Here is a 14,273-nt window from a genome sequence, read left to right as displayed (position 1 = left end):
GTCGGTGGGGCGCGCGGATCGGAGCGGGTCGGGTCGGACCGGATCAGATCAGGGAGGCGCGCTTGTAGAAGAAGAGCGCGGGCCTCGTGAGGAGCCGGGCCGAGGCGAGGAACTCCATCAGGCCCGAACAGCTGGACCGCATCAGCGACTTGTGGTGCTCGTTGGCCCCGGCCTCGCTGCGGGCGCGCTCGCTGTCGAGCCCGGCGTTCGCGTAGACGTCCCGGTTCACCATGCTGGTGACGATGTAGTACGAGGCGATCGCGACCACGAGGGAGTTGATGTGCCGGCGCACCGGACCCGCGTTCCGCAGGCGCCTGCGGGTCTCGTCGCGGGCGAACTTCATGTGCCGCGATTCCTCGACCACATGGATGTTGTTGATGGTGCGGACGAAGGGTGCGACCCGTTCGTCCCGCATCCAGTCGCGCTGCATGACGTCGAGGACCTCCTCGGCGACGAGGATCGCGGCGTAGGCGGCCTCTCCGAACGCGAGTGTCTTGAAGGCCCTGCCCAGTTCGACCACGGCGCGGTGCGGCCGGTAGGCCGGGGCGCCGAGCTTCGCCGCGCCCCTGGCGAACATGATGGAGTGCCGGCACTCGTCGGCCACCTCGGTGAGCGCCCACTGGAACCGCAGGTCGGTGGGGTCCTTCGCGTACATGTCCCGCAGGACCATCTGCTGCAGGATCATCTCGAACCAGATGCCCGTGCTGGCCACGGACGCGGCCTCCTGGCGGGTCAGCGCCTTGCGCTGCGCCTCGGTCAACTCCCGCCAGTACGGGGTCCCGTAGAGCGTGCTCCACTCGGGGCTCGCGCCGTGGTGGTCCGGGTCCAGGGGCGTCTCCCAGTCCACCTCGGCGGCCGGGTCGTACGACAGCTTCGCGGCCGAGTCGAGCAGACGCCGGGCGACGTCCTGACCGGCGGCCCGGTCCTGGTTCTGGTCCTCCGGCCGAACAGTGCTGCTTGCCATGCTGCGGCTCCTTGAATCGAGAGGGATCGATCCGACGGCGCCCGGCGTGCTGCCTCACCCCTGCCCCCTCGATGGGACAGCCGGCCGCCGAACACCGCCCTCGCTTATTAGACGTGGCGTCTAGCAAGCTGTTGGACGGAAGGTATAACAAGAGCGGGCGGCGGCCTACCCCCACGCGGCAAATTCGTACGGTCTCTCCACGGAGCGCCAGCGTCACGGCCGCAACTGCGCCGGGCTGGACGGGCGTCGGGCCGGCCGTCGGGGCGGGGTGTCTCGCCTCCACCGCACGCGGGATGCCGGATTGTTCGCGGTACACATCATCTGAGTGAAATGCACCCGTTCAGGTGAATCGGCATGGATTTTTTATGCAGCGGCGATCGTCGGCCGGATAGTAAAGGGACGGCCGGAGTTCCCAGTGGGGAGTTCGCAGTCACGAGTTCAGGTTCTGGATTCCTGGCGGGGCCGGTAGGTGCGGTGACCGATCGTTCGTTGATTCCTTCTGGCCACCGGAACGGTTCGGTCAGAAGAAAGGTGGCTGGGCTGTGCGTGCAGAGGCAACCAATCGGGTCAAGCTTGTTTTCTCGCTGCTCGACGCCAATGGGAATGGCGTTCTCGATGCCGAGGACTTCGACATCATGGCGCGCCGTGTCGTCGAGGTGGCACCCGATTCCGACGACGCGGCGAAGGGTGCGATGGAGGCTGCCTTCCGGCGGTACTGGTCGACCCTGAGCACCGAACTCGACGCCGACGGCGACGGGGTGATCAGCTTCGACGAGTACGCGGCCTGTGTGCTGTCACCTGAGCGTTTCGACGCGACGATCGGTGACTTCGCCGAGTCGCTCGCCGCGCTGGGCGACCCGGACGGCGACGGTCTCATCGAGCGGCCCCTCTTCATGGCGCTGATGGTCGCGATCGGTTTCGAGCGCCCGAACATCGATGCTCTCTTCGACGCCTTCGGGCCCTCGGATTCCGACCGCATCGAGGTGATGTCCTGGGTGGTCGGTATCAAGGACTTCTACAGTCCGGAAAAGGCCGGAATTCCTGGCGACCACCTCGTCGGGAGCGTGGAGGCCTGAAAGCGGGAATCCTGTATCCGGCCGGAACCGGAATTGTTATTCCGGTTCCTCGCTGTTTGTGGTCTCAAGATGCCTCAGGGGGGCGCGTGGCCGGCACGGAGTATCGGAGTACCGAAATCGAAGGGGCGGAAGGCGTGAACGGGTGGGAATGGTGAACGGCGTGGGGACAGCGGAAGAGGTGGGAGAAACCGGCGGGACGGAAGAAGCCGGCAGGACGGGAGAAACGAGCGGGGCGGGAGAGGCGGACGGGGTGGGCGGAGGCGTCGGCCTGACCGCTCTTCTGGTCGCTGCGGCCCGTGCGATCGAGACCCACCGCCAGGACCCTCTGGCCCGGGACGTCTTCGCGGAACACTTCGTGCTCGCCGCACCGGCCTGCGCGAACTGGCCGGTCCGCCTCCAGCAGGTTCCCGACGGTGACGCGAACCCGCTCTGGGGGCGGTTCGCGCGCTACTTCGGGCTGCGGACGAGGGTCCTCGACGACTTCGTCCTCCGGTCGGTTCAGGCGGGCGCCCGCCAAGTGGTGCTGCTGGGAGCAGGGTTGGACTCCCGGGCGTACCGGCTCGACTGGCCGCCCGGCTGTGTGATCTTCGAGGTCGACAGAGAAGGCGTGCTGGCCTTCAAGCACGAGGTGCTCGACGGGCTGTCCGCCGAACCGAAGGCGGCGCGCGTACCGGTCCCGGTCGATCTGCGCGCCGACTGGGCAGGAGCGCTGACCGACGCCGGATTCGACCCGGCCGCACCCAGCGTCTGGCTGGCCGAGGGGCTGCTGTTCTACCTGCCCAACGCCGCCGAGACCAGCCTCATCGACACGGTGGACGAGTTGAGCGCCGGCGGAAGCGCCCTCGCGTTCGAAGTCAAACTCGACAAGGATCTGCTGGAATACCGCGACAGTCCCCTCTACACCTCGACCACTGAGCAGATCGGCATCGACCTGCTCAACCTGTTCGACAGGGGGACGAGGCCGGACTCCGCCGGACATCTGACCGGCAAGGGCTGGTCGACATCGGTCCACACCCCCTTCGACTTCACCCGCCACCACGGACGCGGCCCGTTACCGGAGGCCAACGACGCGCTCGCGGGCAATCGGTGGGTGTTCGCGAACAAGCCCCGGCCGTGACCCTGCCGACGGGGCGGCCCGGCCCGCCCCGTCGACAGGCCCCCTCCGTCCGCCCGTTACGGAATCAGCACCGGCTTGACCACGCGGCCCGCCTCGCAGTCGCGCTCGGCCTCGTTGATGTCGGCGAGCGGGTACGTGCGGATCAGCTCGTCGAAGGGGAACCGGCCCGCCTGCCACAGCCCGGTCAGCCTCGGGACCAACAGCCTCGGCACCGCGTCCCCCTCACAGATGTGCGAGATGCGCCTGCCCCGGTCGAGTGAGCCGGGTTCGATGGGCAGCGTGGTGCGCAGCCGCGCCACCAGCCCGAGATGACCGGTCGGGCGCAGCGCCCGGAGCGCGTCGTTGATCAGCTGTGCGGAGCCCGTGGTGTCCAGCGCGTACTGCACACCACCGCCGGTCAGGGCCCGGATCCGGTCGGCAGGGCCGGCCGGTCCGGCACGCAACGGGATCGCACCGAACCGCTCCGCGAGGGCCAGCCGTTCGGGAAACCGGTCGACGGCCACGGTCACCGCACCGGCCGCCGTCGCCGCCATCACCGCGGCCAGGCCCACCGCCCCCGCACCGAACACCGCCAGGGTGTCCCCAGGACCTGCGCCGAAGGAGTTGAGAACGGCTCCGGCACCGGTCAGGAAGCCGCAGCCCAGAGGCCCGAGCAGCTCGACGGGCAGCGCGGGATCGACGCGCACGGCATTGCGGGCCCGGACCATCGCGTACGCGGCGAACGACGACTGGCCGAACCAGCGCGGGGCCAGCCCGCCGCCCGCCGCGTCCCTGAACCGTGCCGCGTGCTCCGTCCGGCCGCCGAAGAGATTGAGCGAGGCGAAGGAGTCGCAGTAGGCGGGGGCGCCGCTCAGGCACGTCGGGCAGCGCCCGCAGGAGTCGAAGCCCAGCACGACGTGATCGCCGGCGTTCAGCCCGGTGTCCGGGCCACCCGTCTCCACCACCACCCCGGCCCCCTCGTGTCCGAGCACCGCCGGCAGCGGTGAACGGCCCGCCGAGTGCCGCACCGCGAGGTCGGTCCGGCACATCCCGCAGCCGGCGATCCTGACCAGCACCTCGCCCTCGGCGGGCCCCGCCTCCAGGACCACCTCCTCGACGGCGAACGGCCCCTCGTACCCGCGCAGTACCGCCGCGTCGAACCTCATCCTCATCCCTCCAGCGGACGGTGCACGACGAACGGTCTGAGGTTCCCGTAGAGCCCCCACGGCCCGCCCGCGACGCCGACACCGCTCTCCTTGATGCCCGCGAAGGGCTGGGCGAGGGACAGTTCCGCATGGTGGTTGATCCACGCCGTGCCGCATTCCAGCCGGCCGGCGACCGCCTCGGCCCGGTCGAGGTCCGTTCCCCACACCGATCCGCCCAGCCCGAAACGGGTGCTGTTGGCCGCCTCGACCGCCTCGTCGAGTCTCCCGTACGGCAGTACCGGCAGCACCGGACCGAACTGCTCCTCCGTCACCACGGCGCTGCTCGGGGGAACACCGGTCAGGATCGTGGGAGCGAAGAAGTATCCCGGCCGCTCCAGCCGGTGGCCGCCGCAGACGGCTCGGGCGCCGTCCGACACGGCCTGGGCCGTGCAGTGCTCGATCCGGGCCAGCTGCGGGGCGTTGTTCACCGGCCCCAGCCGCGTGTCCGGGTTCAGTCCGGCTCCGACCACGACGCTCTTCGCGTAGTGCGCGAGGGCCTCGACCACGCGGGAGTGGAGCCGGACCGGGGCGTAGACGCGTTTGACCGCCATGCAGACCTGCCCGCAGTTGCGGAACGCCGCCCAGAACAGCCGCTCCGCGATCCGTTCCACATCCACGTCGTCCAGCAGGATCGCCGCGTCGTTGCCGCCCAGCTCCAGCGTGACCCGGGCGAGTGAGGCCGCCGCGCCCTCGGCGACCGCCCGGCCGGTGGGAACGGAACCGGTGAAGGTGACATGGCGGATCCCCGGATGGGAGGCGAGGCGGGCGCCGAGCGGCTCGCGGCCCGTGACGATCGTCAGCACGTCCTCGGGCAGGGCGGCGGAGACCACGGACACCAGCAGCCTGGTGGCAAGAGGTGTGAACGGGGACGGCTTCAGCACCACCGTGTTGCCCGCGGCGAGCGCCGGAGCGAACTTCGCCGACGCGAGCTGGAGGGGAAAGTTCCAGGGGACGATCGCGGCGACCGGCCCGAGCGGCCGCCAGCGGATCTCGCTGTGCACCGGACGGCCGTCCCTGATGGGGCGGGGCCCGGGAGCGGCCCTTGCGAAGTAGCGCAGGCGGGCCGCCGTGCGGTCGAGCTCCGCGTACGACTCGGCCAGGGGTTTGCCCTGCTCACGGGTGAGGAGCGGCGCGAGGCCGGGCGCGGCCGACTCCACGGCGTCGGCTGCCGCGAGGAGTGCGGCGGCGCGGGCGGCGGGGTCGTCCCGCCAGCCGCGCCAGGCCGCCTCCGCCCGGCCGACGACGCCGTCCAGTTCGTCCGGCTGCTGGTCGGGGGAATCGTCGAAGGCCTCACCCGTCGCCGGATCGACGACGGCGAAACGCCCGCCGGCTCCGGGCCCGCGGCGGGGCCGGCAGTTCGGCATCCGGGCGGTCAGCCCGCGGTCGCGGCGGCGGCAGCGGTGGCGGCGTGCTCCCGGGCATGCCGGTCCATCTCGGCCCGGAAGGCGGCCACCAACGACGGCCGAATCCGACCGGTGTTGCGGTCCCCTCCCTCGCAGACCGCCCCGCGCACCCCCACGATGTCGGTGCCGATACGGGTCAGCGCCCCGAGGTCTGCCGCCTTGACGCTGCCGGCGAGGGCGGCGAGCAGGCCGGCCCCGTGGGCCAGCCGGACGAACTCCGCGCAGACCTCGGGCGGTACGTGGTCGAACAGCCGCGTACCGTCCTTGATCGCGGTGTCGAGCATGGCCGCGTCGGAGCCGGAGCGCCGGGCGATGTCGGGCAGCGCCAGCGGATTGACGCAGCCGATCCGGTGCGCGTCGGCATACCCGGAGGCGACGACGAACGCGTCCGGCCGGTAGTCCTTCACCGCGCGGACGACCCCGCGCATGACCTCGATGGCCTGCTCGGGCGTCGTGCATCCGTAGAGACCGACCTTGATGTACGTGGCCCCGGAGACGGCCGCGCCGAGCGCGGCCTGAGCCACGGTGCCGGGCTTGTACGGGACGTCCCCCACGGTGGCGGAGACCGGCTTGTCCGCCGGGACCGCGTCGCGGATCTCCCTGATGACCCAGGGGTAGTTCGCGCCGAGCGACCCCTCGTCGGGTTTCTTGACATCGACGATGTCGAGGTGTTCCGCCGCCTTCGCGCAGTCGAGCGCCTCGTCGACGCCGTCCGGGGAGATGAGAAGCAACAAGGTGAATTCCTTCCACCGCAGGTCCGCCTGCCGGGGCAGGCGTGCGGAGCCGCTCGGATCACTGCCGTCCGCTCATCATGGCGGCGGGCCGTGGTCACCGGCAGGGCGTGCGGGGTCAGAACGGGGCACTGCGCCGACCCCGTCACACGTCGCACTCCGCCGTACACGCCGGTCCGCGTGCGCAGGCCATGCGCCGTACGGCCACCGGCCACCGACGGCCACCTGCGGCCGTCGGTGGCCGGGCCGGCTTACGGAGTGCGGTCCGCGCGCAGCGCCTGGAGCAGCCAGGAACGGTCCGGCAGCAGACTCGGCAGCACCTGCCAGCCGTTGACCGCCCACACCAGCCGCCAGTACCGCTCCATGCGCGGATCGCCCGCCGCCTCCAGTTGCTCGATCATCCGGAGCGCCCCCTCCGCCTCGGGGATATGCGGGTAGGCCTGTACGAACAGCTGGACGATGCCCCGGACGGCCGGTCCGGCTTCCGGGCCGAGCGGGTCGATGCCCGCTTCCTTCGCCGCGGCGACCAGTTCGCCGACGGGCTCGGGCACCTCGCCCCGTAGACCTGGTTCCGTGTGGTCGGTCCCCTGTTCAGCGGTCCTGCGCATGTGGTCGCGGAAGTCCTCGTCGTCCATGAGCTCGTTGAGCTCCACCCACGCGCGGATCTGCTCGGGGGAGGGGTCGTCCGCAAGGGCGGGGGCGGCCGCGCGCACCATGGCGGCGAGTTCGAGGCGGGCGTGTTCCGTACCGAAGGTGGCGTCGATGAAGTCGTCGATCAGGCGCCTGCGTTCGGCTGCGGTCAGGCGGGTGAGCTTGTGCATGAGACTGGCCTCCTCGGGACCGGAGCCGTGGACGGCCACGGCTCTCAGGACACTGCGCCGCAGCCGCAACGTCCGGATCTGGAGATCCACGGCATCGGCGTGGACCGCCGCCACCTCCGCCACCGAGACCTTGCGGTCCAGCACCTGCCGGATGGTGGCGAGGTCCATGCCCAGCTCCCGCAAGGTGCGTACGAGGTCCAGGCGGAGCAGTGCGTCGAGGTCGTAGAGCCGGTATCCGGCGGGGCTGCGGGCGGCGAGCGGCACCACCCCCGAGTCGGAGTAGAACCGGATCGTCTTCACCGACAGGCCGGTGAGCCGGGCAACTTCCCCGATCGGGTGGAGGGTCGCGTCGTTCATGCCCCTCATCCTGACGTCTCCCCCGACTGGAGACTCAAGGCCGCTCGCCGCGAGACGGCGGCGGGCGGCCCCCGGCCGGCACCTGACTACCGCACCCGGAGCCCCTCAGGGCATGCGCCCCGCCCCCGGCACCACCCGCATGCCCAGGCCCCGCACGCGGTAGATGCACGTGTCGTCGCCCCACAGCGAGGCGTCCGCCACGGCGTAGGGCCCCCGCTCGTCCGTGCCGCTCGCCACGATGTCCATGTCCACCCGGATCAGCCGGTTCGCCGGGGTGATCTGGCCCCGGTATGTCCAGGCCGTCTCGTGACCGGGCAGCACCGGCTCGAACCCGGCGGCGGGGACGCCGTCGGCCGCGCCGCGTTCGAGCAGGTGGTACTGGAGGAGCTGGCACATGGCTTCGATGCCCAACGAGCCCGGTTGGACCGGGTCCTGGAAGAAGTGCGCCCGGAAGAACCAGGCGTCCGCGCGCACGTCCTTCTCCGACCGCAGCCGGCCGAGCCCCGCGCTTCCCCCGTCCGGCCAGTAACCCGTGATCCGGTCCAGCATCAACAGCATCGGGCCCGGCAGACGCGGCTCCCCGGCGCAGTAGCGGGCGGGGCGGGCGGTCAGATCGACGGTGTGCCCGCAGGGCTCGTCGAGCCGGGCCCGCTCGTCCGCCGAAGTCGGCAGGCCCTGCTGGTCGTCGAAGGCCGAACGCGGGAAGTAGCCGAAGACCGTGGTGAGTTCGTACACCGGTACGTCGTCGGCCGTGCACTCCACCCGGAACGACTCGATGATCATGTCTCCGCTGCGCGAGACGCGCGTCAGCTCCGCCCTGGTACGGACGGTACGGGTCGCCGGAGTGACCTCGCCGGTGACCGTTCCCGATCCGTCGAGGTTGCGGAACAGCAGGTCCGTCCCGCCGGTCAGCGCGCTGCCCACGTACGAGGCAAGCCACCCGCAGGGCTGCAGCGCGATCTCCAGCAGGACGGCGAACGGCATGGCGCGGCCGCCGTTCTCCTCGAAGTACCAGACCCGGTCCGGCACGTCGTACTCGGCGACGACGACACTGCCCTCCCGCATTCCGGCCTGCGGCCCCTCCACCGACACAATCCGGCTCATGAAGTGGTACGGCGGGCCGGGGAGCCGGGCCACCCTGCGGGTGCCGTCGAACGGCTCGTACATGGCGCCGAACGCCTCGCTCGGCCGGCCCCAGGCGCAGGCCAGCAGCGAGGCGTAGTCGAAGGGGAACCCGTCGGCCGCCACAGCCACCGGCTTCTCCTCCCGGTGCCCGGCCATCCCGGCGAGCCGTGCCAGGGGCACCGGGGCGCCGCCGGACTGCACGGCGGGCGGGCCCGAGTGCCGCCAGTGCGACAGCGGCCAGTCGGGGACCAGCCGGAGCGCCATGCCGCGGCCCAGGAACGCCTTCGTCCCGTCCACCGAGCCCAGGACGTCCGCGTACAGCGTCGGCACCGGTCCGCCGCAGACGCCCGTGACGAACAGCTCGTAGACGACCCGTCGGCCCTCCGGCGTCGCCTGGCCCCGGCACATCGCACTGGAGGGGTGATCGGTGACCGGTTCGAAGCGCCAGCCGTCCCGGTCGACCGTGTAGCCCATGGCCGTCAGGTAGAACGCCATCGCCTGGAGACCGCCCTGGAGCATCAGAGTGCCCGGCATACAGGGGTCGTTCTTGAAATGCCCGGTGAAGAACCAGTCGTCGGGCGAGAGCGCGGTCTCGGCGCGCAGATACCCGCGCCCCCACGGTCCTCCGGCGGGGTCGAACGCGACGACCTCGTCCAGCAGCCGCAGTCGGCTCTCGTCCAGCGCAGGCGTGCGTACGTGGGCAGCCGTCGACTCCCAGCCGGGCCCGAAGCAGTCCGCCGGGCGGCCCTGCGCCAGGGCCAGCAACCGGTCGGGCCCGAAGCGGGACAGCACGCAGCGCACGGCCGGCGGGTCGAGCGGCAGGCCGTCAGCGGGCGCGTGCTCGGCGGGGTCCCAGCGGACACCGCCGCTGCCGGCGAGTTCCGCCGGGGTGAAGAACCCGGCCTGGCCCTCGCGGACGCTCAGCCGCAGTTCGCCGTCCACGTAACAGTCGTAGTGGAAGAACGCCAGCCGCACACCGTCGGCCTCCGCGTGGCCGTCGACATGAATCTCGAAGCACAGGGTGTCGCCCGCCTCGGGCGGGGTGCCGTGGAACGTCACCTCGCAGCCGAGCAGCCGGTAGGCGCGCTCGCCCCGGTTCAGGAGGTCGACGCCCAGCCAGCTGAGCAGGAGCAGATCGGCCTGGCCCGCCTCGATCAGTACGCCGGCGGGCATGCGCCCCGTGGAGTCCAGGTACCAGCTGGTGGGCAGGACGTCGGTCTCCGTCCAGATCGTCCCGTCCGTGCGCACCGGACCTGCCATCGTCAGCGCCGCCGGCACCGCGTCGATGCCGGTGACCCGGTCGGCGAACAGCATGGGCGGTCCGGGCATCCGGGTCTGTACCGGGTACCCGTCCTGTTCGGCGAAGCGCGGCCCGAACAGCGCGGAGACCTCGCGGGAGGCGAGGTGCTCCAGCTGGGCGCGGTCGAACTTCGGCCCCGGCCTGAGGTCTCTCGCCGGGACCGGGCCGGGCTCGGTCGGCCCGGCCACCAGCCTGGGGGATCCCGTTGGGATCAAGTCCGCTTCGCGGGGCCCGGTTGCCGGCCTGCCGGCGGTGGTCAGTGCCTGGACGGCGAGTGCCGACACCCGCAGGAACCGTTGATGAGCCTCGGTGTGCGCGGCCATCACCTCCTGGTGCAGCTCGGCGACGTGAAGCGCGTGCAGGGCGGCCAACGCCCCGGCTCCCGCCGCACTTGCCGCACGAGCGCGGGAGGTTGCGGGGGAGGAGGGCGCGGGTACGGCGACGCCGGCCCCGGCGGGGAAGGCGCCGCGCAGGACGGGGCTCCGGTCCGGTACGGGGGCCAGCTCGGGCGCCCGGGGCAGAACGGTCACGGCACGCTCCAGGGGAGGCAGGCACGGGGTCGGGGGTACGGCGATGGTGACGGTGGGGCCGGGCGGCGCGAGCCGGCCCGAGGCCTCGGCGAGCCGGGCGAACAGCGCGTCCGCCCGCACCGGCACTCCGGCGACGACGAGTTCGCCGACCGCGAGGCACAGCTGCCGCAGCCCGGTGTCCTCGGAGGCGTCCAGCGCGACGGCCACGTGTTCCCGGTCGCCGAGCACCCGCTTGATCCAGCCGGTGCACAGTCTCCGGGGCCCGTGCTCCACGAACACCCGGACGCCGTCCGCCCACGCCCGCTCGACCGTGGCCGCGAAGTCGATCGTGCCGAGCCCCTGGGCGGTGATCGCCTCGGCGGCCCGCTCCTCCGTCAGCCGGTACGCCCGCCCGGTGGCCCCGCTGTAGAACCGCACCCCGGGCACCTCGACCGTGGGACGGCGGTGGACCTCGCGCCACACCTCCGCGACCTCGGCCAGCTCCGGTGCGTGGGCCGCCAGGTCGTAGTCCAGCTCGATCGCCCGGTCGGCGCCGATCCTGGCCACGGCCGCCGCACACGCCACCGACTCGCCGCCGATGACGCAGACACCGGGCGCGTTCACCGCCAGCAGGTGGACCGAGGCGTCCGCCGCGATCTGCGCCCGGACGGTCTCCAGCGGTGCTCCGACCAGATAGCTCGACCACCGCGAGCCCTGGATCCCCCGCTGCCGCCAGTAACGCCGGACCGCCCGCAGCTCACCTGTGAGTTCGGTCGTGAACAGACCACTGGCCCGGACGGCCTCGAACAGCCCCGCGGAGTCAGGCCAGGCCCCCAGCGCGACCAGCGCCGTCGACTCGCCCGATGAGTACCCGAGCGCGGCGTCCGGCCGCAGCCCGAGCAGGTCGCGGCTGAGCACGGTGTGGGAGACCGCCAGTTCGGCGGCGGCCCAGATCTGCCCGAGGACACCCGGCTCCGGCCCGGACCGCAGCCGGGCGGTCATCTCGCGGTGCCCCTCCCGCACCGCCTCGCCCAGCGACGGCAGGGCGAGCATCAGCTCATGGCCCATACCCGGGTAGGCGGCCGAGCCGTTCGTGTAGACGAAGGCGGTCTGCCCGCCGACCGGACCGTCCCGGTACAGCAGGTCGGCGGGGCGGGCCCCGCCCTCCGCCAGCCAGCGGCGGGCGGCTTCCCTGCGGCCGGCCGGCACGGTGTCCCCGTCGGCAAGGAGCGCGAGGCGGGCCGGGCCGGCCGAGGAACGCGTACCGGAGTCCAGCGCGGCCAGCACCTCCTGACGATCGGCCCCGGAGAAGACGTGCAGGCGCGGAGCCGTGCCCCGCAGCCACGGCAGGACGTCCCCCGCGCGCAGCCGTACGCTCGCGGCCGGCCCTTCCAGCGGCAGCGCCACCGCCCGCGCCGTCCGGGCGAAGGCTCCGGCGTCCGCGGGCCCGCCGGGGCGGGGCACCGCGCGGTGCTGGAGGGAGAGTGCCGCGACCGCGACGGAGACCAGGCCGGACGCGGCATGGGCGCGCCCGAAGACCGACGACGGGTCGAACACCGCGTCCGGGCCGTCCCCGATGACCATGTCGGGTTCCCCGGCGGCACCCTCGTCCAGCAGGGCCACCACGGTGTCGCCGTCCCTGCGGGCGGCCGCCAGGGGCTTGAGGACCAGGACGACGGCCGCGTCCCCGGGCTCGTCCCGGTGGCCGAGCTCCCGCAGAGCAGCCCGGTGGACGGCCTCGCAGGACAGGTCGGTGGCACCGACGAGAGCGGCGTCGGCCTCACCCGAACGGATGGCCCGCGCCGCGAGCTCCAGTGCGATCAGCCCGGAGGCCTCCTCGGCGGAGACCGTGAACCCGGGGCCCGCCAGGTCAAGTTGGGTGCTGATGCGGTTCGCCGCGAGGTTCGGCATGCTGCCCACCACCCCTTCCGCCGTCATCGGGGGAGTGAACGCCCCCCGGGCGGAATCCGCCGAGGCGCCGGTGACGTGCACGCCCGACCGCTCCAGCCAGAACGGCACCCGCCAGCGGGCACCCGCGCGGGCCACCTGGGGGTCCACCCCGGTTCCGATGACCACCATGGTCCGCTCGCGGGGCAGGCTCACCCCCCGTACGGCCTCCCGGGCCGCCTCCAGCACCAGGAGCTGATGGGGCACGGCCCGCTCCAGGGCCAGCGGCGGGAAGCACAGGCCCGGCAGCTCAACGGGGATCTCCGTGACGGGGCCGCGCCGTTCACCACCCAGCACCGCCCGGCGCAGATCCTCGGCGGACGTGCCCTCGCCGACCCGGGCGCCGACGGCCACGATCGCCACCGGTACCCGCTCGGCCCTGCCGCCGTGCCGGGCCGCGGACACGGGAACGGCGTCCGGTGGGTCGACGATCAGGTGGGCGTTGGTACCGCCGAACCCGAACGCGCTCACCGCGGCCCGCCGCTGCCCCGTCCACTCCTCCGCAGCGGACAGCAGCCGCAACGGGGTACCCGACAGCGCGTCCAGCGGCTGCTGCGCGCCGAGCGTCGCCGGGCGGACCCCCGCGCGCATCGCGCCGAGCACCTTCAACAGCCCCGCCACGCCCGCCGAGGCCAGCAGGTGCCCGACGTTCGACTTCGCCGAACCGATCGGCACGTCGTCCGCCGCCCCGAAGACCCGGGCCATGCCGCGCGCCTCCACCGCGTCACCGACCGGCGTCCCTGTCGCATGGCACTCCACGAGCGACACCGACTCGGGAGGGACCCCCGCGACGTCGTACGCCAGCCGCATCGCCCGTACCTGGCCCTCCTCCGACGGGCTGATCAGACCCGAACCACGCCCGTCGTTGGACAGCCCGACGCCGCGGATCACGCCGAGCACCGGCACACCGGCGGCGCGCGCCTCGGACAGCCGCATCAGGGCGACGAAGCCGGCGCCCTCGCCGTGCACCAGCCCGTCCGCGTCCCGGTGGAAGGGGCGGCTGCGCCCGGTGCGGCTGGTCGCGGACAGCCCGCAGAACCCCACGTGGAGGTAGAGCGGGTCGGGGCGGCTCACCGCGCCGGCGACCATCAGGTCGGCCGTGCCGTCGTGCAGCCGGTCGCACGCCAGCTTGATCGCGTACAACGAGGACGCGCAGGCGGCGTCGAGGGACCACGCCCCGGCGCCGAGGCCGAGCGCCTGGGCGGCGAGCCGGGCGGGCAGCCCGGAGGAGAAGCGGTTACGGGCGTCGGGGCGCGCACCGCGCTCACCGCTCAGCAGGGCGTCCCGGAGAGCGGGGCGCTGCGCCGACAGCCAGACGTGCTCGGCGAAGGCCGCCCCGGCGGGCGTGGGATACGACAGGTTCCCCAGCACCAGCCCCCCGCGCGGCAACGGGCCGGAGCGGCCCGCCTCGGTGAGCGCCTGCCGGACCCCGTACAGCACCCAGTGGAAGAGCGGGTCCAGCGACGCGATCCGCTCCGGGGCGATCAGGAAGCCGCCCGGATCGAAGACCGATGCGAACCCGCGGACGTACCCGCCGACATCGGTCCAGGTGCGGTCGAGGTGGTCGTCCACCGAGCCCATCGCCCACTGGCGCGGCAGCCGCCACCGGTCAGCGGGTGCGGCCGACAGGCTCAGGCGGCCGGCGGCGATGTTCTCCCAGAACGTGTCCGGATCGAGCGCACCGGGCAGCACGCAGCCCCGGCCGACGACGGCGATGGGTTCGACAGGCATGCGGGTCT

Annotated in this window: 8 protein-coding genes; 2 read left to right on the top strand and 6 right to left on the bottom strand. The window is 72.7% G+C overall.

What is annotated here, in order from left to right:
• Nucleotides 1–43 precede the first annotated feature (43 nt).
• Nucleotides 44–964, bottom strand: a complete 921-nt coding sequence (locus EDD93_RS35165) for a diiron oxygenase (protein WP_123530330.1) — start codon at nucleotides 962–964, stop codon at nucleotides 44–46.
• Nucleotides 965–1,506: 542 nt separating this feature from the next.
• Here EDD93_RS35165 and EDD93_RS35160 point away from each other — a divergent pair.
• Both EDD93_RS35160 and EDD93_RS35155 read left to right on the top strand, forming a co-directional pair.
• Nucleotides 1,507–2,040 carry an EF-hand domain-containing protein gene (locus EDD93_RS35160; RefSeq protein WP_123530328.1) on the top strand — a complete coding sequence of 178 codons (534 nt, stop codon included), beginning with the start codon at nucleotides 1,507–1,509 and terminating at the stop codon, nucleotides 2,038–2,040.
• Nucleotides 2,041–2,218: 178 nt separating this feature from the next.
• Nucleotides 2,219–3,157, top strand: a complete 939-nt coding sequence (locus EDD93_RS35155) for a class I SAM-dependent methyltransferase (protein WP_398906595.1) — start codon at nucleotides 2,219–2,221, stop codon at nucleotides 3,155–3,157.
• A gap of 56 nt (nucleotides 3,158–3,213) precedes the next feature.
• Here EDD93_RS35155 and EDD93_RS35150 read toward each other — a convergent pair whose 3' ends face one another.
• From EDD93_RS35150 to EDD93_RS35130, 5 genes are all read right to left on the bottom strand, one after another.
• Nucleotides 3,214–4,302: an NAD(P)-dependent alcohol dehydrogenase gene (locus tag EDD93_RS35150; protein WP_123530324.1), complete on the bottom strand. Its 1,089-nt coding sequence runs from the start codon at nucleotides 4,300–4,302 to the stop codon at nucleotides 3,214–3,216.
• A gap of 2 nt (nucleotides 4,303–4,304) precedes the next feature.
• Entirely contained in the window at nucleotides 4,305–5,705 is a 1,401-nt protein-coding gene (locus EDD93_RS35145; RefSeq protein WP_123530322.1) for an aldehyde dehydrogenase family protein, read from the bottom strand.
• 8 nt (nucleotides 5,706–5,713) lie between these two features.
• Entirely contained in the window at nucleotides 5,714–6,478 is a 765-nt protein-coding gene (locus tag EDD93_RS35140; RefSeq protein ID WP_123530320.1) for a (5-formylfuran-3-yl)methyl phosphate synthase, read from the bottom strand.
• Between the two features lie 248 nt (nucleotides 6,479–6,726).
• On the bottom strand, nucleotides 6,727–7,653 hold the full coding sequence (locus EDD93_RS35135) for a MerR family transcriptional regulator (RefSeq protein ID WP_123530318.1): 927 nt from the start codon (nucleotides 7,651–7,653) through the stop codon (nucleotides 6,727–6,729).
• 105 nt (nucleotides 7,654–7,758) lie between these two features.
• A complete protein-coding gene (locus EDD93_RS35130) occupies nucleotides 7,759–14,265 on the bottom strand; it encodes a beta-ketoacyl synthase N-terminal-like domain-containing protein (RefSeq protein ID WP_123530316.1) in 6,507 nt (2,168 codons plus the stop codon).
• Nucleotides 14,266–14,273 lie beyond the last annotated feature (8 nt).

It is taken from the genome of Streptomyces sp. 840.1 (assembly GCF_003751445.1).
In the GTDB taxonomy this organism is placed as follows: domain Bacteria; phylum Actinomycetota; class Actinomycetes; order Streptomycetales; family Streptomycetaceae; genus Streptomyces.
This window is presented reverse-complemented; position numbering and strand designations above follow the sequence as displayed.